At 70.1% G+C, this 24,622-nt stretch carries 22 protein-coding genes and 6 pseudogenes; 14 read left to right on the top strand and 14 right to left on the bottom strand.

Translation table 11 applies throughout. The features are described 5' to 3' along the window. Positions 1 to 184: 184 nt before the first annotated feature. On the top strand, positions 185 to 919 hold the full coding sequence (locus KSF81_RS22385; RefSeq protein WP_217380841.1) for a CHRD domain-containing protein: 735 nt from the start codon (positions 185 to 187) through the stop codon (positions 917 to 919). A gap of 182 nt (positions 920 to 1,101) precedes the next feature. On the opposite strand, the gene KSF81_RS22390 is transcribed toward KSF81_RS22385, so the two are convergent. After that, positions 1,102 to 1,458, bottom strand: coding sequence for a phage holin family protein (locus tag KSF81_RS22390; RefSeq protein WP_217380842.1), 357 nt, complete (start codon positions 1,456 to 1,458; stop codon positions 1,102 to 1,104). A gap of 65 nt (positions 1,459 to 1,523) precedes the next feature. Here KSF81_RS22390 and KSF81_RS30355 point away from each other — a divergent pair. Beyond that, positions 1,524 to 1,868, top strand: a pseudogene (locus tag KSF81_RS30355) (EamA family transporter); the annotation flags it as partial. A 103-nt stretch (positions 1,869 to 1,971) separates the two neighbouring features. Then, positions 1,972 to 2,292 (top strand): annotated as a pseudogene (locus KSF81_RS30360) (EamA family transporter); the annotation flags it as partial. A 130-nt stretch (positions 2,293 to 2,422) separates the two neighbouring features. On the opposite strand, the gene KSF81_RS30365 reads toward KSF81_RS30360, so the two are convergent. From KSF81_RS30365 to gloB, 4 genes are all read right to left on the bottom strand, one after another. Continuing rightward, positions 2,423 to 3,628, bottom strand: coding sequence for a hypothetical protein (locus KSF81_RS30365; protein WP_254453695.1), 1,206 nt, complete (start codon positions 3,626 to 3,628; stop codon positions 2,423 to 2,425). After that, the gene (locus KSF81_RS22400) at positions 3,588 to 4,403 is read right to left on the bottom strand and encodes an adenylate/guanylate cyclase domain-containing protein (RefSeq protein ID WP_217380843.1); all 816 of its coding nucleotides are present in this window, start codon (positions 4,401 to 4,403) and stop codon (positions 3,588 to 3,590) included. The genes KSF81_RS30365 and KSF81_RS22400 overlap by 41 nt, the downstream gene beginning before the upstream one ends. 171 nt (positions 4,404 to 4,574) lie before the next feature. Continuing rightward, positions 4,575 to 5,177, bottom strand: a complete 603-nt coding sequence (locus KSF81_RS22405; RefSeq protein ID WP_217380844.1) for a glutathione S-transferase family protein — start codon at positions 5,175 to 5,177, stop codon at positions 4,575 to 4,577. Between the two features lie 19 nt (positions 5,178 to 5,196). Next, entirely contained in the window at positions 5,197 to 5,928 is a 732-nt protein-coding gene (gloB, locus tag KSF81_RS22410; protein ID WP_217380845.1) for a hydroxyacylglutathione hydrolase, read from the bottom strand. A gap of 58 nt (positions 5,929 to 5,986) precedes the next feature. Between gloB and KSF81_RS22415 the strand changes: the two genes are divergently transcribed. Then, the gene (locus KSF81_RS22415; RefSeq protein ID WP_217380846.1) at positions 5,987 to 6,700 is read left to right on the top strand and encodes a class I SAM-dependent methyltransferase; all 714 of its coding nucleotides are present in this window, start codon (positions 5,987 to 5,989) and stop codon (positions 6,698 to 6,700) included. A 132-nt stretch (positions 6,701 to 6,832) separates the two neighbouring features. Further along, positions 6,833 to 7,416, top strand: a pseudogene (tnpC, locus tag KSF81_RS22420) (IS66 family transposase); the annotation flags it as partial. A gap of 95 nt (positions 7,417 to 7,511) precedes the next feature. Here the strand turns inward: tnpC and KSF81_RS22425 are convergent. The 5 genes from KSF81_RS22425 to KSF81_RS22445 form a co-directional block, all read right to left on the bottom strand. After that, positions 7,512 to 8,342: an alpha/beta fold hydrolase gene (locus tag KSF81_RS22425; RefSeq protein ID WP_217380847.1), complete on the bottom strand. Its 831-nt coding sequence runs from the start codon at positions 8,340 to 8,342 to the stop codon at positions 7,512 to 7,514. A gap of 236 nt (positions 8,343 to 8,578) precedes the next feature. Next, on the bottom strand, positions 8,579 to 9,736 hold the full coding sequence (locus KSF81_RS22430; RefSeq protein ID WP_254453696.1) for a patatin-like phospholipase family protein: 1,158 nt from the start codon (positions 9,734 to 9,736) through the stop codon (positions 8,579 to 8,581). 149 nt (positions 9,737 to 9,885) lie between these two features. Then, the gene (locus KSF81_RS22435; protein WP_217380848.1) at positions 9,886 to 10,431 is read right to left on the bottom strand and encodes a plastocyanin/azurin family copper-binding protein; all 546 of its coding nucleotides are present in this window, start codon (positions 10,429 to 10,431) and stop codon (positions 9,886 to 9,888) included. A 1-nt stretch (position 10,432) separates the two neighbouring features. Next, a complete protein-coding gene (locus KSF81_RS22440) occupies positions 10,433 to 10,846 on the bottom strand; it encodes a DUF5602 domain-containing protein (protein ID WP_217380849.1) in 414 nt (137 codons plus the stop codon). 188 nt (positions 10,847 to 11,034) lie between these two features. Then, positions 11,035 to 12,534 carry an FAD-dependent oxidoreductase gene (locus KSF81_RS22445; protein WP_217380850.1) on the bottom strand — a complete coding sequence of 500 codons (1,500 nt, stop codon included), beginning with the start codon at positions 12,532 to 12,534 and terminating at the stop codon, positions 11,035 to 11,037. Between the two features lie 771 nt (positions 12,535 to 13,305). Here KSF81_RS22445 and KSF81_RS22450 point away from each other — a divergent pair. Next, entirely contained in the window at positions 13,306 to 13,776 is a 471-nt protein-coding gene (locus KSF81_RS22450) for a (2Fe-2S)-binding protein (RefSeq protein WP_217380851.1), read from the top strand. A 17-nt stretch (positions 13,777 to 13,793) separates the two neighbouring features. Then, the gene (locus KSF81_RS22455) at positions 13,794 to 16,007 is read left to right on the top strand and encodes a molybdopterin cofactor-binding domain-containing protein (RefSeq protein ID WP_217381820.1); all 2,214 of its coding nucleotides are present in this window, start codon (positions 13,794 to 13,796) and stop codon (positions 16,005 to 16,007) included. Positions 16,008 to 16,185: 178 nt separating this feature from the next. Here the strand turns inward: KSF81_RS22455 and KSF81_RS30370 are convergent. Then, positions 16,186 to 16,413 (bottom strand): annotated as a pseudogene (locus KSF81_RS30370) (transposase); the annotation flags it as partial. Here KSF81_RS30370 and KSF81_RS30375 point away from each other — a divergent pair. Next, entirely contained in the window at positions 16,319 to 16,531 is a 213-nt protein-coding gene (locus tag KSF81_RS30375) for a hypothetical protein (RefSeq protein ID WP_254454295.1), read from the top strand. The pseudogene KSF81_RS30370 and the gene KSF81_RS30375 overlap by 95 nt on opposite strands. A 155-nt stretch (positions 16,532 to 16,686) precedes the next feature. Continuing rightward, positions 16,687 to 17,468 (top strand): annotated as a pseudogene (locus tag KSF81_RS22465) (IS5 family transposase). Positions 17,469 to 17,744: 276 nt separating this feature from the next. Here the strand turns inward: KSF81_RS22465 and KSF81_RS22470 are convergent. Further along, on the bottom strand, positions 17,745 to 18,176 hold the full coding sequence (locus tag KSF81_RS22470) for a low affinity iron permease family protein (protein WP_217380853.1): 432 nt from the start codon (positions 18,174 to 18,176) through the stop codon (positions 17,745 to 17,747). Positions 18,177 to 18,430: 254 nt separating this feature from the next. Between KSF81_RS22470 and KSF81_RS22475 the strand changes: the two genes are divergently transcribed. Together KSF81_RS22475 and KSF81_RS22480 are read left to right on the top strand one after the other, a co-directional pair. Further along, positions 18,431 to 18,982 carry an NADPH-dependent FMN reductase gene (locus KSF81_RS22475; RefSeq protein WP_217380854.1) on the top strand — a complete coding sequence of 184 codons (552 nt, stop codon included), beginning with the start codon at positions 18,431 to 18,433 and terminating at the stop codon, positions 18,980 to 18,982. Between the two features lie 208 nt (positions 18,983 to 19,190). Continuing rightward, positions 19,191 to 19,406 carry a hypothetical protein gene (locus tag KSF81_RS22480; protein ID WP_217380855.1) on the top strand — a complete coding sequence of 72 codons (216 nt, stop codon included), beginning with the start codon at positions 19,191 to 19,193 and terminating at the stop codon, positions 19,404 to 19,406. 76 nt (positions 19,407 to 19,482) lie between these two features. Here KSF81_RS22480 and KSF81_RS22485 read toward each other — a convergent pair whose 3' ends face one another. After that, the gene (locus tag KSF81_RS22485) at positions 19,483 to 20,655 is read right to left on the bottom strand and encodes an acetyl-CoA C-acetyltransferase (RefSeq protein ID WP_217380856.1); all 1,173 of its coding nucleotides are present in this window, start codon (positions 20,653 to 20,655) and stop codon (positions 19,483 to 19,485) included. Then, positions 20,652 to 22,067: an alpha/beta fold hydrolase gene (locus tag KSF81_RS22490; protein WP_217380857.1), complete on the bottom strand. Its 1,416-nt coding sequence runs from the start codon at positions 22,065 to 22,067 to the stop codon at positions 20,652 to 20,654. The genes KSF81_RS22485 and KSF81_RS22490 overlap by 4 nt, the downstream gene beginning before the upstream one ends. A 369-nt stretch (positions 22,068 to 22,436) precedes the next feature. Between KSF81_RS22490 and phaR the strand changes: the two are divergent. The 3 genes and pseudogenes from phaR (at position 22,437) to KSF81_RS22505 (ending at position 24,548) form a co-directional block, all read left to right on the top strand. After that, positions 22,437 to 23,067 (top strand): annotated as a pseudogene (phaR, locus tag KSF81_RS22495) (polyhydroxyalkanoate synthesis repressor PhaR). Between the two features lie 112 nt (positions 23,068 to 23,179). Further along, entirely contained in the window at positions 23,180 to 23,635 is a 456-nt protein-coding gene (locus KSF81_RS22500) for a helix-turn-helix domain-containing protein (protein WP_375293346.1), read from the top strand. A gap of 157 nt (positions 23,636 to 23,792) precedes the next feature. Beyond that, positions 23,793 to 24,548: a hypothetical protein gene (locus KSF81_RS22505; RefSeq protein ID WP_217380858.1), complete on the top strand. Its 756-nt coding sequence runs from the start codon at positions 23,793 to 23,795 to the stop codon at positions 24,546 to 24,548. The last annotated feature ends 74 nt before the right edge of the window (positions 24,549 to 24,622 follow it).

Genomic DNA, 24,622 nt, shown 5'->3' on the forward strand with positions numbered 1-24,622 from the left:
GAAGCGCGGCCGCATGGCGGTCCGTTCCTGCCCGTACGGAGCGGTATCGAATTCGCCATGCCGGCGAAACCGAAACCTTCCAGGGGCGGATTTATCGCCAACGACTCCGTGATCCGAACATCCAGCGCGAAGCGGCGCCCGTATCCCTCCGCGGGTCCAGACCGGTCCCGGGAGATCAATCGGCATGGCACACGACACTTTCGTCCAGGATGGCAAACTCGTCTACGCGACCGACTTCACGGCGCTGAACAATTCCGGCGTCGCCGGGCATGTCGTCCTGCTGCTGGACCAGGACGCCCAGACCGTGACGGTCGACATCCAGGCGAGCGGCCTGGAGCCGGGCCAGGTGCACATCCAGCACATCCATGGCTTCAACGACGACACCGATTCCAGGATGCCGACCATCGTCCAGGACACCGATGGCGACGGCTTCGTGGAACTGGCGGAGGGGCTGGCGACCTATGGGCCGATCCAGTTGAACCTGACGCTGAACCCCGAGAACGCAGCCCATGACCATGGCACGGCCGGCCACGACCACACCGGCGAGGCGGTGTTCCCGACCGTCGGCGCCGACGGGATGCTGCACTACCACGAGGTCTTCCAGTTCGACCCGGCCGACCCGAACGCGCAGGCGATCTTCGACGGCATCACGCCGCTCGAGGCCAAGGAGATCGTGCTGCACGGGCTGACCACCACTGCCCAGCAGGGCCAGGGCAGTCCGGGCGAGGTGGACGGCACGGCCGGCTACAAGCTGGCCCTGCCGGTCGCCTCCGGCGAACTGGCGGGAGTTGCCTCCGCGGCCGACCTGCTGCAGGCGGTGGCCGATCTCGGCGTCGATACCAATGCGGTGGTGGACTGGAACGCGGTCGCCGCGGAGGTCACGGCAAACTTCGAGGCCACGGGACATTGGTTCCTTTGAGCACCTGATACCGCTGGCCCCTTCCGATGGGCGTTGAGGGTCGGGGGCAGGACGCCAGGGCGTGATCGCTCGGCCGGATGCGGTCACGCCATGGTCGGCCAGGGCAGCCGGAGCGACACTGGGCCGCAAGGGCCGCCGGCAAGGCGTGACCGGCAATTCGGTCCGGGCCGATCACGCCCCGCTCACCGCGCCGGCGAGGGTCCGCCCGCAAATACCCGCGTCGCCGCCCAACTGGTGAAGGAAACCACCACCGCGCCCCAGAAGGCCGGCCAGAACCCCGCCACATGGAAGCCCGGCACCAGCAGCGCGGTGAGCCCCAGCATCGCCGCATTCACCACCAGCAGGAAGAGGCCGAGCGTCAGCACCGTCAGCGGCAGGGAGATCAGCACCGCCAGCGGCCGCACGAAGGCATTCACCAGGCCGAAGCCCAGCGCCGCCAGCAGCAGGCTGAAGAGGCCCCGCACCTCCAGGCCCGGCACGAGTTCCGTCGCCGCCCAGAGGGCGAAGGCCGTGATGAAGAGACGCGCCCAGAACCCCATGCCCCTGCCTCCACAGAATCCATTGCGGCGGGATATGGTGCGCGCCCCTGCCGGATGCCGCTCACTTGTCCACCAACCCTGCCACCCTGGCCGGCTGCGCTGCCCTGGCGCTCTGGGCCTTCCTCGCGCCGCTGGCGCGACTGGCGCAGCCCTTGCCGCCGCTGCTGCTGACGGCGCTGGGCTTCGCCGCGGGCGGGCTGCTCGGGCTGGCTGTCGTGGCGGCGCGCGGCCGGCTGGCGGCGCTGCGGCAGCCGCCGCTGGCCTGGGTGCATGGGGTGGGCGGGCTGGCCGGGTTCCACGCGCTCTATTTCGCCGCCCTGGCCCTGGCGCCGCCGGTCGAGGCCAATCTGCTGAACTACACCTGGCCGCTGCTGATCGTGCTGCTCTCGGCGCCCTTGCGCGGGTTGCGGCTCGGCCCGTGGCGGTTGGCGGGGGTGGCGATGGGCGCGGCGGGGGCGGCGCTGCTGCTGGCCGGGGGGCACAAGCATTGGCGCCAGCTTTCCGGCCGGAGCCATGGCGGGCTTCGCCTGCGCGCTCGGCGCCGCCCTCACCTGGGCGCTCTATTCCGTGCTGGCCGTGCGCTTCGCCGGGGTACCAAGCGAGGCGGTGGCGGGGTTCTGCCTCGCCTCGGCGCTGCTGGCCGGGCTGGCGCATCTGGCGCTGGAGCCGGCGGCGGCGCTGGCGCCGCGGCACTGGGCCGCAGTGCTGCTGCTCGGCCTCGGGCCGATGGGCGCGGCCTTCTTCCTCTGGGACCGCGGCATGAAGCGGGGCGATCCGCGGCTGCTGGGCACGCTCGGCTATGCCACGCCGGTGGCCTCGACGCTGCTGCTGGCGGCGATGGGGGAGGGAAGCCTCACCTGGCAGGTGCTGGCGGCGGTGGCGCTGGTGGCGGGGGGGCGGGTTGCTGGCGGCGCTGGCGGGGCGGAGGGGGTGAGGCGGGGTGGGCGATTTAGGGCCAGCGGCGTCACTCCTCGGGCATCCCGATCGCGCGCAGCGCCTCCGCCCCCCTCTCCCATGTCGCCGAGTAAAGCGGATACCCGGACTGCCCCTGGGACAAGCGGCGCAGGCCGGCGATCGTCGTGCCCGGACGAAGCCTGAGATACTCGCCGAGGGCAGTGCGCGCCTCCTCCCTGCGGCCCGCCAGCGCGAGGTCCCTGGCGAGGCCAAAGCGGCCGCCGGCGTAATCCGGGTTGCTGGCGACGGCGCGCACCGAGTAGGCGACCGCATCCTCGACACGGTCGAGCATGAGGCTGGCGAAGGCCAGGCCGTTGTACGGGATGCCGATATTGGGCTCGCGCGGGCTGATCCGGATCGCCTGGCGGAACTCCGCCATGGCCTCCGCCGGCCGGTCGGTGAAGGTCATCACCCGGCCACGGCGCGAATAGATCGCCGCGAAGTTGGGGGCGAGGCTCAAGGCCACATCGAACTCGGCGAGGGCCAGGTCGAACCGCTGCCTGCCCTCGTTGACCATGCCCGACACGTAGTGGGCCCGGGCGAGGCGCGGATCGCGTGCAAGGGCGAGGGCGATGTGCTCCTCGGCGCGCCGCAGCAGGCCCTCCTGGTCCTCGGACCAGCCGTTCGTCCACAGGCCCATGAGGACATGCGCGAGGAGCGCGTGCGTGCCGGCGGAGGTCGCGCCAAGCGCGATGGCGCGCTCGAACAGGAGCCGCGCCTCGTTGTATGCCTCGGGCGACGGCACCCCGAACAGGAGGGCACGGCCGCGCAGCACCAGGTCCACTGCGTCCGGGTTGTGCGGGCGCTCCGCGCCGGCGCGGGCGATCTCGGCGTCGAGCAGCCTGTTGCCAAGGGCCGACGCGATCTGCACCGCGACCATATGGGTAAGCCCGGCGATCTCGGCGAATGGCTCGTCGAAGCCGTGGACCCAGAGGTGGGCCCCGGTCGCGGCGTCGAGGAGCTGGGCATTGACCCGCAGGCGGTCCCCGAGCCGCCGCGCGCTGCCCTCGACCACGTAGCGCACCCCGAGCTCGCGGCCGACCTGGCGTGCGTCCATGGCGCGGCCCTTATAGGTGAAGGCGGTGCCGCGGCCGATGACCAGGACTTCCCGGGACAGGGCGAGGGCGGCGGTCAGGTCGTCCGTGACCGCATCGGCGATGTAGTCCTGCCCGGGGTCACCGCCGAGGTTGGCGAAGGGCAGCACCACCATGGACATGCGTGGGGCCGGGCGCTCCGGCATCCCCGCGGCCGCTTGCAGCGGTGGTCCTTGCGCCGCGGGCGAGATGGCTGGCGCCGGGCGCTGGGCGGAAGCCCACCATCCCATTCCCCCCGCCACGGCCGCGGCGAGCATCGCGCCCCCTGCCAGAGCCGCGCGCCGCCCGCGCCACCGGGACGCCCCGCCCCGTGGCCCCGCCAGTGCCCCCCGGCGCTGGTAGGGCAGCGACGGCCGCCGCGGGCAGGGCAAACAGCCGCACGGCGTGGGGAATGTTCTTGAGCTCGCGCTCACCAATATCCTCGAAGGGCAGCGTCAGCCGCCCGGCGAGCTGGCCATGCACCTCCCCCGAGGCCAGGACGCCGCCCGGCTCGGCCAATGCCTGCAGCCGCGCCGCGATGTTCACGCCGTCGCCATAGACAGCGCCATCGGGCTCGACCACCACATCGCCGAGGCTGACCCCGATCCGCAGCGCGAGGCCCTGCCAGGGCCGGGCGGTAGCACCCTCCACCGCGGCGAGCAGTTCACCCTGCACCTCGACCGCGCAGGCCACCGCCTCGACGGCGCTCGGGAAGGCGGAGACGAAGCCGTCGCCCAGCGCCGCGAAGGGACGGCCGCCATGCGCGGCGATGCGCGGCTCGACCACGCGGCGACGCAGCGCGCTCACCCGTGCGAGCGCGGCCGCCTCGTCCTCGGCCACCATGCGCGAGTAGCCGACCACGTCAGCAAACAGGATGGCCGCCAGCCTGCGCTGCCCCTGGCGGCGCCCGCCGGTCATGCTGGCACCTCCTCCGGCCCTCATGCCGGGGTGCCTGGAACGTATACTATGTTCCCGGGCTGGCGCCACGAAGACTACGGCCGTCCTGGCCTCACCGAAGCCAATGCGGATGCCAGGCAATCGGAGGCATTCCGGGGCCGGCGCTCTCGTTCCTTACGGCCGGTGCCGCCCCTACCCCACCGGCACCGTCCGCGCGAAGGCCGGCGTCTCCGCCACCCCCGCGAGCCAGGCCGCCAGCTTCGAATGCGCCGCCCGCCAGTCCTCCGCGCCAAAGCGGAAATCGAGGTAGCCCAGCGCGCAGACCACCGCCACCGAGCCGATGGTCAGCGGCCCCGCCAGCTTCGCCGCCTCCGCCTCCAGCAGGTCCAGGCTGCGCTCCACCGCTGCCTTCTGCCGCGCGTCGGAAGCCTGGCGGCCCTCGTCCTGCGGCAGGCCCATCTGCAGCCGCCGGCCGACCGCCGCATCCAGCATGCCATCCGCCAGCGCCTGCTGCTTCAGCGCCACCCAGCGCGCCGGGCCGGCGGGCGGGAACAGCCGCGGCGCCTCGCCCAGGCTGTCCAGGTATTCGCAGATCACCGGGCTGTCGAAGAGCGCGAGGCCCTCATCCGTCACCAGCGCCGGCACCCGGGAGAGCGGGTTGTCGGCCAGGAGATGCGCCGGCGACTGGTGCGGGTTGGTGGCGATGGTCTCGATCCGCCCCTCCAGCCCGCGCAGGATGGCGCAGGCCATCACCTTGCGGACATAGGGGCTGGTGGGCGAATGGTGCAGCTTCATGGGCCGGTTCCTCCCTGGCTTATCCCCGGAAGTTGTCCTTCGCGGTGCGGATCTCCGCAAGCCGGGCCACGTCGGGCGCGCGCAGGAAGGGGTTGGCGGCCAGTTCCTGGTCGAGCGTGGTCGGCACCGTGGGCTGCCCCGCGGCGCGGCGCGCGCTGGCCGCGGCCGCCATCCCGCGCAGCGCCGCATTGCCCGGCTCCACCGTCAGCGCGAAGCGGGCATTGCTTTCCGTGTATTCATGGCCGCAGCAGACCAGCGTCACCGCCGGCAGGGCGGCCAGTGCCTGGAGCGAGCCGAACATCTCTGCCGCCGTGCCCTCCAGCAGCCGGCCGCAGCCGAGCGAGAACAGCGTATCCCCGCAGAGCAGCACATGCGCCGTGTCGAAATGATAGGCGATATGGCCGCGGGTATGGCCGGGCGTGTCGATCACCACGGCCCCGCTCTCGCCCAGCGCGATCCGGTCGCCGGGCCGCACCGCCAGGTCGAGCGGCGGCAGCCGGTGCGAATCCGCTGCCGCGCCCACCACCTTGCCGCCGAACCGCGCCTTCAGCTCGGCCACGCCGCCCACATGGTCGCCATGGTGGTGCGTCAGCAGGATGAGGTCGAGCCGCCCGCCCGCCGCCTCCAGCGCCGCCGCGGCCGGGCCGGCCTCGCCCGGGTCGCAGATCGCGACGGCGCCCGATGCCTGATCCCGCAGCATCCAGATATAGTTGTCGGAAAGACACGGCAGGGGCGTGACGGTGAGCGGCATCGGTGGAGCCTCCTCTCGGCCCGTGAAATCCGGGCCCTCTCCGGCCTATATCGGCGCCATGAGCCAGGAGGTCCACGGTCTGGGCAATTTCTACGCCTCGCCGGCGGGGCTGGTCACCGCCCGACTGCTGCGGGACCGGCTGCGCGGGCTCTGGCCGCGGCTGCCTGGCCAGGCGGTGCTGGGCCTCGGCTATGCCAGCCCCTTCCTGCGGCTCTGGCGGGGCGAGGCGGCGCGCTGCGTGGCATTGGTGCCGCCCAATCTGCCGCGCTGGCGCTGGCCGCGCAGCGCCCCTTCCTGCACCGCGGTCGGCGAGGAGGAGGCGCTGCCCTTCCCCGACCTCAGCTTCGACCGCATCCTGCTGGTGCACGGGCTGGAGACCGCCGAGAATGCCCGCCGCCTGCTGCGCGAGGCCTGGCGGGTGCTGAAGGATGACGGCAGGCTGCTGGTGGTGGCGCCGAACCGGCTCGGCCTCTGGGCGCATCTGGAACGCACCCCCTTCGGCCAGGGCCAGCCCTATTCCCCCGGCCAGTTGGAGGAGCTGCTGCGGCGGCAGATGTTCCGGGTGGAACGCCGCAGCGCCGCACTCTTCGTGCCACCCTTCCGCACCCGGCTGCTGCTGCGCGGCGCCAGGGCCTGGGAAAGGGCGGGACCGATGCTCTACCCCCGCTTCGCCGGGCTGATCCTGGTGGAGGCGGAGAAGGACCTGTTTGCGGGCCTGCCGATCACGGCGCGGAAGCCGGGGCGGCGGGTGGTGGTGCCGGAGGGGGTATAGGCCCGCGCCGCGGCTCCTTGTTTGCAGGACGGATTCACGCTCCCATACCCGCTTTCGCCGAACAGGTGAACGTGCTGAGAAGCTTGGTGCTCAGCGGGTCCTGGGGCTGGTTGACCCCGCCTGCGCGGAGCATGGGTCCGCGACGACCGGCCCTTTGGTGGGCGGGCGCCCGCGGCCGCGATGTTCCGCACCTCGCGGGACCGGACGGCCGAGCACCCGAACCGGCACTTGGTCGGCTATGCCGGCATCCTGCAGGCCGACGCCTATGCGGGCTACAACGGCTTCTACGAGGCCGATCGAAAGCCCGGGCCGATCACCAAGGCGGCGTGTTGGGCGCACGGTAGGCGCAGGCTATTCGAGCTGGCCGAGTTGTCGCGCGCGCCACTCGCCATCGAGGCAGTGCGGCGGATCGACACCATCTTTGACGCCGAGCGCGCCATCAACGGGCTGCCAGCCGAGAAGCGCCTGGCCGCCCGCCGCCAGCACACCGCGCCGCTCGTTGCCGGGCTCGAGGCCTGGATGTGCGAGAGTGTGGCAAGCTGTCCCGGCACAACCCGGTCGCCAAGGACATGGACTGCATGCTGACGCGCTGGGAAGCCTTCACCCGGTTCCTGCATGACGGCCGGATCTGCCTCAGCAACAACGCCGCCGAGCGGGCGCTGCGTGGTATCGCTCTCGAAAGAAAGCCATGGCTGTTCGCCGGCAGTGATCGAGGGCCTTCATCGGTCAGGTCCGGAGACAGGCCAGGGAATGTCTGCGGGCTGCACATCTCGTAGCCCGAGGCGGCGAGTGTAACGCCGCCAGTGCTGGCTCAATCCACCAGGAGCAGTTCCAGCAGGGCAGCGTGAACGGCCTCGGCCGCCTCGTAGGGGGTCCAGTGACCGGCACCCGGAATGATGCGGAAGTCGAGGCCGGACTGAAGGCGGCGCAGAATCTCCTCGCGCTCGTGGACCGGCTGGGCCATGGCGTCTCTTTCCCCCCAGATACCCGCTATCCGCGCGTGCACCCGGGGCAACGCCCGCAGCAGCGTATCGGATGCGGGGATGCCGCCGGCCCGCACCCGGGCGCGGTGCGCATTCTCGAGCTGCAGGTGAACCGCCAGCGCGTCCACCCGGGCTGGGTCCGCGAGCATCAGTGCCGCGAGGTTATGCCGGTGGATCGAGAACGCCTCCTCCGCGCCCATTCCTCTGTCGAGGCGGCGCAGTGGCGGCAGTGGCCCGCGTGGCAGCCCGAGGCCGCCGGGCCCGAGGAGCACCAACTTCTCGACCCGCTCCCCATCCAGCGCGGCGAGGTGGCCGGCGATGATCCCGCCGAAGGAGAAGCCTGCAAGGCAGTATCGCCGCGGCCCAGGCAGGAGCTGGCCGAGCCCGGCGGCGAGGATCACGGCCAGGTCCTCCGGCCCCCAGGGTTCGGGAGGCATATCGGAGTCACCATAGCCCGGCATGTCCGGCGCGATCACCCGGAAGCGTTCCGACAGCGGCAGGACGCATCGGATCCAATGCGTCCAGGACCCGAAATCACCGTGCAGCAGCACCAGGAGAGGCAGATCCTCACCGCCCCAGAGGCGCCAGGTCACGCGGCGGCCCGCTGAACCATAAGTCGTTGCCCGTGCCGTGCCGATCCCGTCGATCCGCGCGACCACCTCCGCCGGCGTCGCCGCTTCGCAATGCTTCGATCCACCCATCTGGATTTCAGCCATTCACATCCGCCACGAGGTCGCAGGCAGCCATATGCCCGCCCGTGCTGCGGGCCATCGGAGCCGAATGCAAACCGTAGAAGCCGATTGTTGCCGCGTCTCGGGGTTTCCGATCATCTTCAACTGCCCCTGGTGGTGACCATGCGGAACCTACTCACGAACCCATCCGCCATCTTGTCCGGTCATGCCGGGTCGGCGGCGGCGGTCCGCCCCGCTTCGGCCAATTCGAAGGTGCGAGCGCCGAGTTCGGGCGGCATGGGCGCGAGCCAGGGTGAAGCACGCAGCGCCGCTTCAGCATCCGCCCGCCCGCGCGCCCAGCGCGCTTCCATGGTGCGCCGGCTGAATTCATAGTCCTTGGCATAGCCCTGGATCTCCCTTGGCCGGTCAATCAACTCGACGATATCCATGGTGGTGACGCAGCCGAACGCGTACAGGAATTGCGCTGCCGGCGTGGCCCGCAGCGCCTCCGGCAGCTTGTCCCAGAGCGTGTTGATGTTGTGCCGCACGTCGTGCACCTGGCGCAGCGTGTCGGTGGTGACGCGGGTGCGGCTGGAATAGCGGATGTCCTTCTCCCGCTCGTATGCGTCGATGAGCGTGGTGGGCAGCGGGCCGCGCGCAGGGAAGAGGTCCACCTGGAAGATCAGGCGGCTGCGGCGCGGCACATAGGTCAGCACGTATTGCAGCGGCGTATTGGAGACGAGGCCGCCGTCCCAATAGTGCTCGCCGTCGATCTCGATCGCCGGGAAACCGGGCGGCAAGGCGCTGCTCGCCATGACATGTTCCGGCCGGATGGCGATTTCGGCATTGTCGAAATAGGCGAAATCGCCGGTGCGGACATTCACCGCGCCGACACTGAAGCGGATCTCGCGGGCGTTGATCCGGTCGAAATCGACCAGGGCTTCCAGCGTGCCCTTCAGCGCGGTGGTGTCGTAGAGGCTGGTCGGCGCGGTGCCGAAGAGCCATTCGGCTGGCGGCCGGGGCAGGAAGAAGCCGGGCTGGCCGAACAGCAGCGCGGCGGCGGCGGCAGCCTGCCGGTGGTCACCCCAGCCGGTGCCAGGCGCATCGTCGAGCCAAGGCGGCCAGCACAGGGGCGGGGCGGTGATGCCATCCCAGAATTGCCGCAGCCGGTCGACACGCCGTTCCGGGGCATTGCCGGCGATGATCGCGGCATTCAGGGCTCCGATGGAGATTCCGGCGATCCAGTCCGGCAGGTAGTCGGAGGTCGAGAGCGCCTCGTAGACGCCGGCCTGGTAACTGCCGAGGGCACCGCCGCCCTGCAGCACGAGCGCGACATTCTTGTCGTAGGAGGCAGGCCGGGGTGGTGCCGCCGGGGTGTTCATCTGCGAGGCCTCCAAAGGTCCGGAGGAGATGGCCAACGAAGGGCGCTGCAGCCGATACGCCGAAAAGGGCGACATGCAGGGTGGGCGCAGCACGCCCTCGCCATCCCGGACGACGCGTGCCCCGACCCTGCGTCGGGCTCCCGATGAAGTCAGAAGCCCATCGCCGGGACGACCTTCCGGTCCATGATGTCCGCGACCGAGGGCAAGGCGGAACGTGCCCCCGGTGGCACTTCGAGCCAGTCGCTGCTCTCCGCGCTGCCCTTGAACCAATCGAATGGCATGCTGCCGGGCCCGGTGGGCTTGCCGACGATCAGGCGGCCCACCATGCCCGCCTGCTCGTGCGGTTCGCAAAGGTAATCATAGACACCCTCCGCGGTGAAGGTGACCTGGAAGGTCTCTCCCGGCAGCAGCACGTCAGATGCCCAGGGCCTCGCACCACGCGGGATGCGGAGCGATCGGCCGCCATTGGCAGGATGATAGGCGGTGGTTGTGTGGTAGTTCGCCTCGCACCGCCATCGGACAGTCTGGCCCGGCTGCAGAAGGAGGCCAATCGGGTCAAAGCCGACATGCCCGCCGTCCTCGTCGCTGCGCATGCGGATCTCGACCACACCGGCCTCGGCCCTGGGTCGCCGGATGCCGAGACCAGCGAGCAGCAGGCCGCTGGCCCCGGTGAAATGCCGCCGCGTCAACATCATCTCACCGCGCGACGGAGGCCTCGTCGGCCTTCGACACATGCCAGAGCACGACATGGTAGTGGGGCACCTCAACACCCGGATGGCCCGCGTTGTAGTACATGTCGACATGGTCGACCCGCCCCCCGGGGGCGGCAAGATCATTGAGCCTCTTGTGCTCGTTCATCTCGCTGAGCGGGATCATGTAGATGGTGCTGACAAGCCGGCCATTGTGGTCGTAGGCAAGGAACGGGCCCGCCGGGAGCGTCTTCGGGTCGACGAAGAGTTGGCCCATCCCGGGCAGGAAATCGGGCAGCCGAACAAGCTCGCTGACCTTCTGGTAGGGCGCGGGCGGTGGCGCGTGGTCGGGTTCGGCGGCCTTCGCCGGGATGGCCATCAGGCAGAGGGCGGCCGTGGCCGCCAGGGCGCTGCGCAACATGTCATGTCTCCTTCTCGTGGTGTACAGCGATCTTCCGCGAACAAGGCGCTGACGAGGACCGCCGGAACATCGTGGGCGGTCCGCCATGGCGCCTGGTTGCGGTGCTGCAGCGTCATTGGGGTGGCGTCGCGGCCCCGGCCCCGATGCCGTCGCGCTCCATGGCCGCCTCCGCCCGGAGGCTCTCGATGTCACGTCCGACCGTCGCGACCGCGAGGAGCTTGCCCCCCCTGCCGGTAGCGCACCACGGCGTCCCTTGCGCCGATGTCGCCCTCGATCTCGGTCGCGTCCCATCGCTGCGCATGCCCGACATAGCCGATCGAGGTGTCGTAGTGCCGGCTCCAGAAGAACGGCGCTGCGGTGAAGCGCGCGCGCCCGCCGCCGCCGAGCATGTTCAGCGCCGCCGTCTGGCCCTGGCGTTCCGCCACCACCCAGTGCTCGATGCGGAGCCGCTCGCCGGTATGCGGATCGGGCCATCGGGCGATGTCGCCGGCGGCGAAGATTCCCGGCGCGCTCGTCTCCAGGTACTCGTCCACCAGAACGCCATGGTCCACCGCGAGCCCGGCGCGCTCGGCGAGTTCCGTCCGCGGCCGGACGCCGGTGCCGAGGACCACCAGTTCGGCGTCGAGGCTCCCGCCGCCCTTGAGGCGCACCCGGCCCGGCTCGATCGCCGCGACCCCCTCCTCCAGGTGGAAGACCACGCCCTGCTCCTCATGGAGCCGGCGCACCAGAGCACCGAGTTCAGGGCCGAGCACGCGCTCAAGCGGCAGGCGTTCAGGCGCGACGACATGCACCACGAGTCCGCGCGCCCGGAGCGAGGCCGCGACCTCCAGCCCGATGAAGCCGGCCCCGATCAGCACCGCGCGCTGCGCCGCCTTCGCCGCCTCGATCAGGGCGCGGCTGTCCCGCAGGGAGCGCAGCATGCGCACCTGCGGCCCGTCGGCGCCGGGGATCGGCGGTCGCACGGGTTCGGCGCCGGTGGCCAACAGGAGGCGGTCGAACGGAAGCTCCCCGCCGCTGCCCGCGAGCACGACGCGCCGCCCCGCGGGGTCGATCCCGGCCACCGTCGCGCCCAGGCGCAGGTCGATCGCCTGCTCCGCGTAGAAGCTTTCGGGGCGGAGTGGGATCCAGTCCTCCGACGCAGTGCCCGCGAGGTAGTCCTTGGAGAGGTTCGGCCGGTCGTAGGGCGCGGCATCCTCCGCGCTGAGCAGCGTGAGGCTCCCCGCATAGCCCTCGCGCCGCAGCATCTCGGCCGCGGCGAAGCCGGCCGCACCGCCGCCGACGATGACGATCCGCCCGGGCTCTACGCCTGCCGCGGGCTGCGCGGATGCGGGGCGGCGGGCAGGCGGCGCAAGCTTTTCGCGCACGAAGAGCCTGCCGTCGCGCTGCTCCACGCGCCAGCACGGGACGGGGTCGAAGGCCGGCGCCCGCAGCGCCTCGCCGGTCCGCAGGCTGAAGCAGGCGTGGTGCCAGGGGCAACGCACCGTCTCGTCCACCAGCAGGCCCTCCGCGAGCGGACCACCGTAATGGGTGCAGCTGGCGCCGATGGCGAAGACTTCCTCGCCGCGGCGCGCCAGCAGCACGGCCTCCTCGCCGACATGGCCGGCGAGCATGCCCCCATCGGGCAGTTCGGAGAGGGCCACGCCCCCGGTCAGGTCCGGGCTGTCCGCTGTCGCGTGGTCTCCACCCATGGAAGCCTCCTTCATGTTTGCGGTGCCGCCGGTGACGGTCCGCAACAGCTTCGATGCATCGCGTCCGGGGATGTTCCCAGGGCAGGGCCGCCGCCCAGGCCATGGCTGGCCAACAGGTCCGGCGGACTTGCTTCGGGGCGCGGCGGAGCACTCCCGGGACCTGCAGGATGTCCGGCCGAACTGACCATTGCCGTGCTTCTGCAGGCTCAGGTGCCGGCACCCGTTCCCCGGCGCGGCGCGCAGAAGCGAGATGGCCGGCAATCGGGCACCAGGAGCGGCCAGAGCCGCCGCGGCGCAGCAGCATCGTCCCGCCGGGAGCGGCAGTTGCAGCTTCGCCTCCGCGAGCCTCGCCCGGCGCTTCAGCGCGCCACGCCCGCGACCCTGTCATGCGGCTGAGCAAGCTCGTCTGGCCGGACATCGCCCAATTCCCGCTCCTCCACTGTCGCGCCGTGCCGCTCCACGTAAAGGGGTGCCTGGGGGTCAGCTTGGTCCGCTGGAATCAAACAGGCAAACCAGATTTATTGGCCGTTGAGTGCATATTTCCTGCAGCATCGATTGGGGGCCACGCCTATTCTGGCTTATCCAGCAGAAATTCTGCGCTCAAGTGCCAATAAATCGGGTTTGCCTGCGTAACACAGGCAGATCAGGCTGGCTCCCTGGGCGCCCCTTTTCCCGGGGCGGCTATGCAGACTGTCAAATTGGGCAGCCCGCAAACCGCCACGGGTTGCGCTGGGAGTCTGGACTACGTCCCCCGAAGCGCCAGAGGAACAAATGTCAAAACCTGTGTCCATCCATGTCAACGGGCGGACGACCATGGTCGAGGTCGATGACCCCGACATGCCACTGCTCTATGCGCTCCGAGACAATCTCGGTCTGCATGGCCCGCGCTTCGGTTGCGGCCTCGGCCAGTGCGGCGCCTGCACCGTCCATGTGGATGGCAAGGCGGTCCGCTCCTGCGTAACGCCGCTCTCCACGCTCTCGCCCGGCCAGCAGGTGGTCACGCTCGAAGGGCTTGGCTCCTCCGAGCAGCCGCATCCGGTGCAGAAGGCATTCATGGACGAGCAGGCGGTGCAGTGCGGCTATTGTATCAACGGCATGATCATGCAGCCCGCCGCGCTCTTGGCGGCGAACCGCAACCCAAGCGAGGCCGAGATCCGACAGGCGCTGGCCAACAATCTCTGCCGCTGCGGCACCCATGTCCGCATCCTCCGCGCGGTAAAACGCGCGGCCGCGAATATCTGAGCAGGGGGGGGCATGACATGTTCGTGGACACAACCCGCCGCACGTTCCTGAGGACCGGTGGTTCGCTCATTGTCGGTTTCGCCCTGGCCGAATCCTTGCCATCGGCCCTTGCTCGGGCCCCCGTAGCGCGGCCAAAGACTGTCGCCACCGACGAGGTGGATGGGTTCGTGGCGATTGGCGCGGATGGGCGCGCCACGGTGTATTCCGGCAAGGTCGATCTGGGGACAGGAGTGCGCACTGCGCTGACCCAGATGGCCGCGGAGGAGCTCGACGTTCCGCTTGACCATGTGACGGTCATCCAGGGTGATACCGCACTGACCCCGGATCAGGGGCCGAGCTATGGCAGCCTCTCTATCCAGAATGGCGGGGTCCAGATCCGACAGGCGGCAGCGACAGCACGGAAGCATCTGCTGGACCTCGCTTCGCGCAGGCTCGGCGTGCCGGCTGGCGATCTCAGCGTCGAGGCCGGAGTGGTGCGGCCGAAATCGGGCGGCAACGGCATCGGCTACGGCGATCTGATCGGCGGCCAGGACTTCACGCTGAAAGTCGACAAGGATGTGACGACAAAGGAACCAGCTGCCTTCCGCATCGTCGGCCAGCCGGTGCCCCGCCTCGACATTCCGGACAAATGCACGGGCCGCTTCACCTACATGCAGGATGTCCGGCTGGATGGCATGCTGCAGGGGCGCGTGGTGCGGCCGCCGGCGCTCGGCGCGACGCTCCAGGACGTGGACGAGAACTCGGTGCGGGACATCCCCGGCTTGGTCAAGGTAGTGCGCGAGGGCAATTTCCTTGGTGTCGTCGCCCGCAGCGAATGGGCCGCGATCAAGGCCGCCCGATCGCTCAAGGCCAGATGGTCGGAATGGCATGGCCTGCCCGAACAGGCCAAGCTGTGGGAGCATGTCCGCAACACACGGGTTACCAAGGACGACGTGACCAGCAACGTCGGCAACCCGCAGGAGGCGCAGTCCCAAGGGGCAAAGCGGCTCTCCGCCACCTATGAATTTCCGATCCAAACGCATGGCTCCATCGGCCCCTCTTGCGCTATCGCTGAAATCCGGGACGGGAAGCTGACCTGCTGGAGCGCATCGCAGGCGACCCATAATCTGCGCAAGCAGCTTGCCGCCATGCTGTCCATGCCGGCCGAGGATGTGCGCTGCATCTATGTCGAGGGCTCCGGCTGCTACGGTCGCAACGGGCATGAGGACGCGGCGGCAGACGCTGCGCTGCTCTCCCGCGCGGTGGATGGCCAGCCGGTGCGCGTGCAATGGTCGCGGCAGGATGAGCATGGCTGGGACCCGAAGGGGCCGCCGACACTGGTCGACCTGCGCGCGGCGCTGGACGAGAAGGGTGCGGTGGTTGCCTGGGAATCGGAGTTCTTCATCCCGGAGGGCGCTGGCGGCAATGTGGCGCTGGTTGCGGCCGAGCTGGCTGCGCTGCCGCACGAGACCGCCATGTCGCCGGGCAACATCATCCGGAACTCGGAGATCCCCTACACCATCCCCAATATCCGCACCGTCTGCCGTCGGCTGGCGGAGACGCCCTTCAAGCCCTCTTGGATCCGAACGCCGGGGCGACTGCAGAACACCTATGCCAACGAAGCCTTCATGGACGAGCTGGCGGCGGCGGCAGGTGCCGATCCGCTGGACTTCCGCCTGAGGCACCTGAAGGACCCGCGCGGTGAGGAACTGCTACAGCGGCTGGCGACCCTGGCCCGATGGGAGCGGCGCCCTTCGCCGCGGCGGGATGCTGGCGGCGGGACCGTCCGCGGGCGTGGGCTCAGCTATGTGAAGTATGAGATGAACCGCACCTATGTCGGCGCGGTTGCCGAGGTCGAGGTCGACCGCGACAGCGGCCGGATCCGCGTGCCGCGCTTCTTCGTGGTGCATGACTGCGGCCAAGTCATCAATCCGGACGGTTTGCGCAACCAGATCGAGGGCAATGTCGTCCAGGTCGTGAGCCGCACCCTGATAGAGGAGTTGGCCTTCGACCGTTCCATGGTCACCAGCCTCGACTGGGCGAGCTATCCAATCATCACCTTCCCGGACGTGCCGGAGGTGGTGATCGAGCTGATCGACCGGCCGCAGGAAGCGCCCTGGGGTGCCGGTGAACCCTCAGGTGCTGTCATTCCGGCAGCGATCTCCAACGCGGTGTTCGATGCCACTGGTGTACGCCTACGCGGGGCGCCCTACAGGCCAGCACGGGTGAAGGCGGCGATGGGATCGAGTTGAAAGGCGGGGGCCCTGCTCATCGTGCGACCGCCCCGGGCTGGGGGCGCCACTTGGCCCTAGCTTGGCGCCAGGACCGGAATATCGGGATCCCTGAGTGTCCTGTGTGGATGACCCCTCCGACGCAAGGGCGATGTGACGTTGTGGCGCCGCGGTCGGGTGCGGTCATGTGTTCGGCCTGCCGACGCAGAGTGCGGTCTCCTTGCTTGGAGATGCCACCCTGCCGTTCCTTGCCACCGCTGGAGCTCTGCTTTTGCACCAACCCTATCCAGGCGGCGAGATGTCGGGCGGAACGGAACTGGGTGGGATCGGTGATGGATGCCACGATCGCTGAGGCGGTGATCGGTCCAACGCCGGAGATGATAGCAAGCCGACGGCTGGCCTCGTTGTCTTTGTGCCAAGCCAGGATCGCCGCCTCGATCGCCCCTACCCGATTGCCCAGCGCTTCCAACTCCGCCACCAGCCCGCTGAGCGCCTGTCCGTGGCGTTCATTCGACGACCGCGATTTTGGCACATCGATGCCGTGAAGCAGGGGCCGTCCACTGCATCAGTCCGGGAACAAGGTGAGTTATCTGAATCGGTTGTGAGTGGCGGGTTTGGGTGACAGGCGGGAAAGGCGTTCATGTGGACGCCCGAGAACCGGCCGCAGTACGACCGCAGCAAGCTGCGCTAGCCGAGCGGCGTGACGGATGAGGAGTGGTCGATCATCGCCCCCCCCTGATCCCGTCGGCGAAGCGCGGTGGCAACAAGCGAACGATCGCTGAGCGCGCGGTGGTCAACGGGGTCATGTACATCCTGAGCACCGGCTGTCAGTGGGCGGCGCTGCCGAAGGACCTGCCGCCGCGCAGCACGGTGAACGACTACCTGCGGCGCTGGGACGCGGACCAGACGCTCGATCGCATCCACCACGCGCTTTACGTGCTGTGCCGCGAGCAGGCAGGACGCGAGGCCAGTCCGACGGCAGCGATCATCGACAGCCAGAGCGTCAAAGGGGCAGAAAAGGGGGGACCTGCGTCGACCCGTCGGGCTACGACGCGGGCAAGAAGATCAAGGGCAAGAAGCGCCACGTCCTGGTCAACACCCAGGGCCTGCTGATGCAGCCCATCATCCACGCCGCCGACATCCAGGACCGCGATGGCGGCGTGCTGCTCCTGGGGGGCGCTGTTCGGCCTCTACCCGTTCCTGCTGAAGCTCTGCGCCGACAGCGGCTACCAGGGTCCCAAGTTCCAGGCCGGGTTGCGTGCCGTTTGCGGTCAGGTGAACCTGGAGATCGTCAAGCGTTCCGACCTCCACAAAGTCGTCGTGCTGCCGAAGCGCTGGATCGTCGAGCGCACCATCGGTTGGCTCAACCGGTGCCGACGATTGGCCAAGGATTGGGAATGCCTGAACCGCTCCGCGCTCGCCTTCCTGCGCTGGGCCTCGGTCCGCATCATGCTTCGAAGATTATGTCAGGCCAGCAAATGATCCCGGACAGACTCTGAGCAGCCGCCGGACTACATTACCGGCGGACCGCTTCTACGAGGTCAGGTCATCTGCGCCTTCCGATTTGTTGCCGTGCCACTGGTCGCTGGATGCAACCTTGAAACGGTCAGGGGGCGCGGCATGCAGGCCGCACCTTTCCATGGGCCGTGGTGTTGGTGGTCAGGCGACCCTGCACGCTCGACAGCCAAGGTCATCGGAGTGGTGTTCGACACAAGCGGCTCCACCCTCCCGGACGTCCACCTTCGTCCGCGACCCACTCTACCCCGTGGCGCGCTCCGCCGCCCTCGCAGCTTTCCGGTTCGCAGCACCCTCGGCCTCATCGGCGGCGGCCGCGGCCCGGGCGCGGGATTCGCATTTCTCGCGGATCTCGTCGAGCTCCTCCTCGGTCAGGCGCTCGATGCCGATGAAGGCGTTCTGCGCGGCGCTGGTGCGGATCAGCTCGTCGAGCTTGGCCTGGATGGCGGCGCCATCGCGGTTCTGCGTGTTCTGGATCAGGAAGACCATCAGGAAGGTCACGATGGTGGTGCCGGTATTGATGACCAGTTGCCAGGTATCGGAGAAGCCGAAGAAGGGCCCCGAGACGGCCCAGACCACCACCACCAGGACACAGAGGGCGAAGGTCAGCGGCCGCCCGGTCGCATGGGCGACCCGAGTTGCGATCTCACCGAAGCTGCGCGATGCCGATGCCATGCCTGCCGATCTGGGCCAGATGGACCCGCTGTAATTTTCGATTGCTTGGCGCAACCATCCCGGCAAACGCGCGCTTGAGCCGATGGTTGCCGGCAGGCGGCGCGCAGGCGAACCCGGGCCGCCCCGGGGCGGAGATGCCGATGCGGCCTGGCCTGGGCTTCCCTGTCTGCGGCTGTTCCATGACTTGCGCGGAACCATGCGGCCTGCGGGGGTTATGATGCGGGGTCTGATCGCTTTCAGGATGGGAGATCGGCATGAGCCAATACGGGATTGCCGTTGTCGTAGGCAGCCTCCGGCGCGAGTCCTTCAACCGCAAGCTGGCCGATGCGATCGTCAGGCTGGCGCCGCCGGAGTTCTCCTTCGAGCAACTGGAGATCGGCGACCTGCCGCTCTACAACCAGGACGACGACGCGAACCAGGCGGAACCCGTCAAGCGCCTCAAGGGCAAGGTCGCGGCGGCGAAGGGGCTTCTGTTCGTCACGCCGGAATACAACCGTTCGGTCCCCGGCGTGCTGAAGAACGCCATCGACCATGCTTCGCGCCCCTATGGCCAGAATGCCTGGCAGGGCAAGCCGGCTGGCGTCATCGGGTGCTCGATCGGCGTCATCGGCACGGCCCTCGCCCAGCAGCACCTGCGCAACATCCTCGCCTACCTGGACGTGCCGACGCTCGGCCAGCCCGAAGCCTTCGTCCATGCGAAGGAGGGGCTGTTCGACGAGGCGGGAGGCATCGGCCCCGCCAGCCGGGGATTTCTGCAGAACTGGATGGACCGATATGTGGCTTGGGTGAAGCAGCACGCGGGGTGACCTGGCCTGCCTCCGGCCCGCCGCGGACGGAGCCGCATCGCGGAAGCGGCGGAGCGTCTGGGTGGGTGAGGATGCTCGGAAGCGCCAAGGCTGGAGCGCCCTCCGCCAACCGGGGCGAGTGGAAGACGCTTTGTGCGACGGGTGCCCCCGGCTTCCGCACCATCCGCCGGGCCGCTTCAGCGCGCCACAGCCCCGGCCACTCGGGCTGATGGGGATCAGGCTGGCCCGCCGGCTCGGGCTGCTCAATGGCCTGCCGGCCCCGCTTTGGATGCTGCCAGACCCGGATTTGTCCGGAATCCTGCATCGCATCCTGTTCCGCTTCGCGGATTCACTGCCGAGCCCGGAACTGGTGGCGACCTGCCACCGCGTGCTGCGGGTCGCCGGCGGCCGCAAGCGGCTGCCGCGCTGCCTGGACCTCGCCTGAGGCGCCGAAACGTGCCGGCGCCTCAAGCCCGGCGGGTGCGCTCGCTACTGCGCCCGCGCAACCTCTCCGCGAACGCTCAGCGTTCGACACACATCGCCACGCCCATGCCGCCGCCGATGCAGAGCGTCGCCAGGCCGCGCTTCACCCCGCGCCGCTGCATCTCAAACAGCAGCGTGTTCAGCACCCGCGCGCCGCTGGCGCCGATCGGATGGCCGAGCGCGATGGCGCCGCCATTCACGTTCACCCGGTCCGGGTCCCAGCCGAGGTCCTTGTTCACCGCGCAGGCCTGCGCCGCGAAAGCCTCGTTCGCCTCGATCAGGTCGAGCGTGCCGATGTCCCAGCCCGCCTTCTGCAGCGCCTTGCGGCTGGCCGGGATCGGCCCGGTGCCCATGATGGCGGGATCGACGCCGGCCGTCGCCCAGCTCACGATCCGCGCCATCGGCGTGATGCCACGCTTGCGGGCTTCCTCGGCGCTCATCACCACCGCCACCGCAGCGCCGTCATTGATGCCGCTGGCATTGCCGGCGGTGACGGTGCCGTCCTTGCTGAAGGCGGCGCGCAGCTTCTGCAGCACCTCGAAGGTGGTCTCGGGCTTCGGGTATTCGTCGTTCTCGACGACCACCTCGCCCTTGCGGGTCTTCACCGTCACCGGGACGATCTCGTCCTTGAAGCGGCCGGCCTTCATCGCCTCGCCGGCCTTGCGCTGGCTGGCGGCGGCGAAGCGGTCCTGCTCCTCGCGCGTCAGTTGGTATTTCTGCGCCACGTTCTCGGCGGTATTGCCCATGTGGTAGCCGTGGAAGGCGTCCCAGAGCCCGTCCTTTATCATGGTGTCGACCAGGGCCAGGTCGCCCATCTTCTGCCCGGCGCGGAGCTGCGCGGCATGCGGCGCCTGGGTCATGCTCTCCTGGCCGCCGGCCACCACGATGGCGGCATCGCCGGTGGCGATCTGCTGCGCCGCCAGCGCCACGGCGCGCAGGCCCGAGCCGCAGAGCTGGTTGATGCCGAAGGCGGTGCGCTCCGCCGGGATGCCGGCCGCCATGGCGGCTTGGCGGGCCGGGTTCTGCCCGGCGCCGGCGGTGAGGATCTGGCCCATGATGACCTCGTCCACCTCCTCCGGCTTCACCCCGGCGCGCTCCATGGCGGCCTTGATGGCGACGGTGCCGAGCGCATGCGCGGAAAGCCCGGCGAAGGCGCCGTTGAAGCTGCCCACCGGGGTGCGGGCCGCGGAGGCGATGACGATCTCGGTCATGACTGGGTTCTCCCACCCTCAATTGCTGCGGTGCAGTCTGGACCCGTGGCGCCCTGGCCGACAAGCGTGCCGGCCTCCAGCGCCCTGACCCAGGCCAGGAACGGCCGCCAGAGCGCGGCCTTGGCCCCGCCACCGGCCACCATGCCGATATGCCCCGCGGAAGTGGGATGCACAGTGGCGCGCCGCAACCGCCCCGCCAGCGCCGTGGCCGAGGCCGGCGGCACGATGCGGTCGCGGGAGGGCACCGCCAGGAAGGCCGGAAGGTCGAGCCGCGCCGGGTCCACCACCTCGCCGGCCACGCGCCAAGCGCCGCGGGCCGGGGTATTGGCCCCGTACCAGCCGGCCAGGCCTTCCCGCGCCACTGGGGCGGCGAGCGGCACGCCGTCGTTCAGCCAGTCCTCCAGCGCCACGAAGCGGCGGGCCAGCGGCGCCTCCGGGTCCAGCCGGGCGAAGGCGCGGAATTTGGCGGCGATGGCAAAGGGGTCGAGCCCAGCGAAGAGCATCTGGATGGCATCGACCGGCAGGGTCCCCGTGGCCTCCAGCAGCGGCTCCAGCCCCGGCAGCAGCCCGGCGAGCGCCCGCGGCCGCGTCTCGCCCTCCGCCCAGAAGTCCCAGGGGGTGGCGAGCAGCGCCAGGGCGCGGACATGATCGGGCCGGCGCAGCACCACGGCGAGCGAGAGCAGCCCGCCCATGCAATAGCCCACCAGCACCACCGGGCCACGCGCGGCGGCAGCGGCGAGGGCGCGTTCCAGCCGGCCGGCGATGTAGTCCGTAAGGGTGAAGCCGCGCTCCGCCCCGGCCGGCGTGCCCCAGTCCAGCAGCAGCGGCCGCAGCCCGGGCTGCGCCGCCAGGAAGCGCAGCATGGAGGCTTCCGGCAGCAGGTCCAGCACCGTGGCCCGGTTGATGAGGGAGGGCACGAAGAGCAGCGTGGTGCCGCCACGGCCCGGGGCGTAGTCCAGCAGCCGGCTGCCGCCCTCGGCCCAGAGCACCGGCGGCTCCGGCAGGTCGCGGCGCCAGGGGTGGCGGCGATAGGCCAGGATGCCGGCCAGCAGCGCCGCGTCCTGACGCAGCAGGGCGCGCAGGACGGCGGCGCGGAAGGCCTCAGGCCGGTGGCCGCCGGCGGCGAGGCCGGCCGCGATCCGCGCCGCCTCCCGCTGCCCCGGCTTCGAGCGCGGCCAGCCGCCCTTCCAGCTCGGCCAGCCGGGCGGCGAGCCGGCCAGGGTCGAATGCAAGGTCGGGGGCAAGGTCGGGGCCGGGTCCAGGCCGGGCGGCATCGGCGAGGCCAGCGCCGTCCAGCCCCGCAGTGCCGCCAGCCCCAGATGCAGCGGCAGCGGGCGCGGGCCGCGGCGGCTGTGCGGGATGCCGCTGGCCTGCCGGTTCGCCGGATCGTCCCCCAGGAGTGGCCGGGTCATGCCCGCCGCCCGGCCAGCCGGCCATGCCGGCGGGGGGCCAGGGGGCAGCGCTTTGCGCGGCGCGCAGCCAGGCCGCGCCCATGGCCAGGGCCTGGCGCCACGGCCCGGCCCATTCCGGGTCCTCGGCCAGGCCGGTCAACTCGTTCTGCCACAGGGCGATCCAGTCCTCCGCCAACTGGTCGAGGTCGCATCCACTGTCCTTCGGCCCGTCCATGTCACCCCCAACGGGTCTCCCGGAATCCGCATCGACCATACCCCCGTCCGGGTGGCGGGAACACGGCTTTGGTGCGGCGCAAAAAGCGGCTTTCGTGGCGGCCCCGGCGGCATGCTAGGCTGGACGCGACAGCAGCAGTGACGGACTCGCCCAGCATGGCCGAAAGCAACGCCCAAGCCAAACCGGGGGCCGAACCGGGGACCGAGGCCTCGGCCGCGCCGGTGGTCGTGAAGAAATACGCGAACCGGCGCCTCTACAACACCGAAGCCTCCACCTATGTCACGCTTGAGGATCTGGCCGGCATGGTCCGCCTTGGCCGGGATTTCGTGGTCTATGACGCGAAATCGGGCGAGGACATCACCCGTTCCGTGCTGACCCAGATCATCGTCGAGGAGGAATCCAAGGGGCGCAGCCTGCTGCCCGAGAAATTCCTCCGCCAGCTCATCGGCTTCTATGGCGACAGCCTGCAGACGGTGCTGCCGCGCTACCTGGGAATCTGCGATGGCCGGATTCGCCCGGCAGCAGGACCAGATGCGCCGCTCCATGGAGCAGACCATGGGCATCGGCGGGCTGATGCCCTTCCCCGGCGCCTTCGGCAGCCTGGAGGAGATGGGCAAGCAGAACATGGCGATGCTGGAACGTGCCATGAGCCTCTTCGCGCCCTTCCGTCCCAATGATCCGGCGCAGCCGCAGACTGTCGAGGCGCTGAAGTCCGAAGTTGAATCGCTGAAGCGGCAACTCGCGGAGTTGCGGCAGAGCCAGGAGAATTCCTCGCGCCGCGGCTGATTTCCGCCTCGCCGTATTCCATCACGAGTTTGTCATGCGCGCTATGGTGGAACCTCTCGGGTAGTCCGGCATTCCCCCGGTAAGAGACACATTGGGACTGAAGGGTACCGGCATGGTAACGACCACCCAGACCGAAGCACGGCGCGACACCGATATGCCGGCCAAGCCGGGCCAGCGAGCGAATGCGGCGGACCGGCATGTCGGCTCCAGGATCCGCGAACGGCGCGTGATGATGGGACTGTCGCAGCAGCAACTCGCGCGCATGATCGGCGTGACCTATCAGCAGGCGCATAAGTACGAGCGCGGGTTGAACCGCATCTCCGCCGGCCGGCTGTTCGAGATCGCACAGGTTCTCGGCGTGCCCGTCTCCTTCTTCTTCGAGGGGCTGGTGGCGGCGGCCGAGCCGGCGGAAGCCTCGCCGCGGCAGCGCATGTGCCTGGAACTCGCGCGCAACTTCGCGATGATCGACAACGAGAAGCACCAGGAGGCGCTGAGCCAGATGGCCCGCGCCCTGGCCGCGCAAAGCCAGGCCGGGCAGCCTAGGACCGAGGGCGAAGAGACGCACTGACCGGTCCGCGCCGGCCGGTTCCTGCTGATAAGCGCCTTCTGAATTGCGGTGCGGGGTCGCGCCCCGCCCCCATCCGTGGTTTATGCGCCGCCGGTGCAGCCGTGCGGCGCCGCATTGCGTTTCCACTGGTTCGAGTCCCTTTTCCGGTCATGTCGTGTTGAGCCGTCCTCCCCCCGCCTCGTTGTTGCGTCCGCCGCGCCGCTCCGGCCGCCGGTTGCTGGCCAGGTCCGGGCTGGTATTGGCCAGCCTGGCCGTCGGGCTGGTGCTCGGGCTGAGCCTGCGGCCCGGGTCGGTGCCCGGCATCGTGCCGCCCGACGCCACGCTGGGCGCCGGGACGCCACAGGCCGGCGTCTCGATGGGACCGCCGGATTCGGCGCCACCGGCCCAGGATGCCACCCTCCGTACCGAGACCGAGGCGCTGCGGCGGGCCCGCATGGAGGAGCAGGCCCGGCTGGAGGCCGCGACAGCGGCTCGCCTGGCGGCCGAGGCGCAGCTCGCCGCGCTGCAACGGGACCTGGCCGCGCGCGCCACCCGCCGCGAGGCGGCCCCGCCAGCGCCGGCACAGGCGCAACTGGGTGCGCCGCCCACGGTGCTGCGGCTGCCCCGGGCCGAACCGGCCGCCACCTCCGCCCAGCCACGGATCGTGCTGCATCACCGCCCCGGCCCCGCCGCCACCGAGGCCGCCGCCACCATGGCCGCGCAAGTGCGGGAGGCCGGCTTCGAGGTTGCGGATGTGCGGACGGTCGCGGCGGCGCCCTCGCAACGGGTGGTCCGCTACTTCCATGCCGAGGATGCGCCGACGGCGGCCCGGCTGGCCGGACGGCTGGGCCGCGGCTGGGCGATCCAGGACTTCCGGGCCTATGAGCCGCTGCCGCAGCCGGGCACGCTGGAGGTCTGGCTGCCGGAGCGCTGAAGCGTTTTCCGGCCGGACTTGCAGACTTGCCGCAGTCAATATGCTCACAAGCGACCGGCTCGATGCATCCCGCG

It is taken from the genome of Siccirubricoccus sp. G192, from assembly GCF_019084075.1.
Classification (GTDB): Bacteria; Pseudomonadota; Alphaproteobacteria; order Acetobacterales; family Acetobacteraceae; genus G192.

Excerpts from the sequence above, each read along its gene's own strand:
- KSF81_RS22385 (WP_217380841.1), top strand. The coding sequence starts at position 185 with ATGGCACACGACACTTTCGTCCAGGATGGCAAACTCGTCTACGCGACC.
- KSF81_RS22390 (WP_217380842.1), bottom strand. The coding sequence starts at position 1,458 with ATGGGGTTCTGGGCGCGTCTCTTCATCACGGCCTTCGCCCTCTGGGCG.
- KSF81_RS30365 (WP_254453695.1), bottom strand. The coding sequence starts at position 3,628 with ATGTCCATGGTGGTGCTGCCCTTCGCCAACCTCGGCGGTGACCCCGGG.
- KSF81_RS22400 (WP_217380843.1), bottom strand. The coding sequence starts at position 4,403 with ATGACCGGCGGGCGCCGCCAGGGGCAGCGCAGGCTGGCGGCCATCCTG.
- KSF81_RS22405 (WP_217380844.1), bottom strand. The coding sequence starts at position 5,177 with ATGAAGCTGCACCATTCGCCCACCAGCCCCTATGTCCGCAAGGTGATG.
- gloB (WP_217380845.1), bottom strand. The coding sequence starts at position 5,928 with ATGCCGCTCACCGTCACGCCCCTGCCGTGTCTTTCCGACAACTATATC.
- KSF81_RS22415 (WP_217380846.1), top strand. The coding sequence starts at position 5,987 with ATGAGCCAGGAGGTCCACGGTCTGGGCAATTTCTACGCCTCGCCGGCG.
- KSF81_RS22430 (WP_254453696.1), bottom strand. The coding sequence starts at position 9,736 with ATGAACACCCCGGCGGCACCACCCCGGCCTGCCTCCTACGACAAGAAT.
- KSF81_RS22435 (WP_217380848.1), bottom strand. The coding sequence starts at position 10,431 with ATGATGTTGACGCGGCGGCATTTCACCGGGGCCAGCGGCCTGCTGCTC.
- KSF81_RS22440 (WP_217380849.1), bottom strand. The coding sequence starts at position 10,846 with ATGTTGCGCAGCGCCCTGGCGGCCACGGCCGCCCTCTGCCTGATGGCC.
- KSF81_RS22445 (WP_217380850.1), bottom strand. The coding sequence starts at position 12,534 with ATGGGTGGAGACCACGCGACAGCGGACAGCCCGGACCTGACCGGGGGC.
- KSF81_RS22450 (WP_217380851.1), top strand. The coding sequence starts at position 13,306 with ATGTCAAAACCTGTGTCCATCCATGTCAACGGGCGGACGACCATGGTC.
- KSF81_RS22455 (WP_217381820.1), top strand. The coding sequence starts at position 13,794 with ATGTTCGTGGACACAACCCGCCGCACGTTCCTGAGGACCGGTGGTTCG.
- KSF81_RS30375 (WP_254454295.1), top strand. The coding sequence starts at position 16,319 with ATGGATGCCACGATCGCTGAGGCGGTGATCGGTCCAACGCCGGAGATG.
- KSF81_RS22470 (WP_217380853.1), bottom strand. The coding sequence starts at position 18,176 with ATGGCATCGGCATCGCGCAGCTTCGGTGAGATCGCAACTCGGGTCGCC.
- KSF81_RS22475 (WP_217380854.1), top strand. The coding sequence starts at position 18,431 with ATGAGCCAATACGGGATTGCCGTTGTCGTAGGCAGCCTCCGGCGCGAG.
- KSF81_RS22480 (WP_217380855.1), top strand. The coding sequence starts at position 19,191 with ATGGGGATCAGGCTGGCCCGCCGGCTCGGGCTGCTCAATGGCCTGCCG.
- KSF81_RS22485 (WP_217380856.1), bottom strand. The coding sequence starts at position 20,655 with ATGACCGAGATCGTCATCGCCTCCGCGGCCCGCACCCCGGTGGGCAGC.
- KSF81_RS22490 (WP_217380857.1), bottom strand. The coding sequence starts at position 22,067 with ATGACCCGGCCACTCCTGGGGGACGATCCGGCGAACCGGCAGGCCAGC.
- KSF81_RS22500 (WP_375293346.1), top strand. The coding sequence starts at position 23,180 with ATGGTAACGACCACCCAGACCGAAGCACGGCGCGACACCGATATGCCG.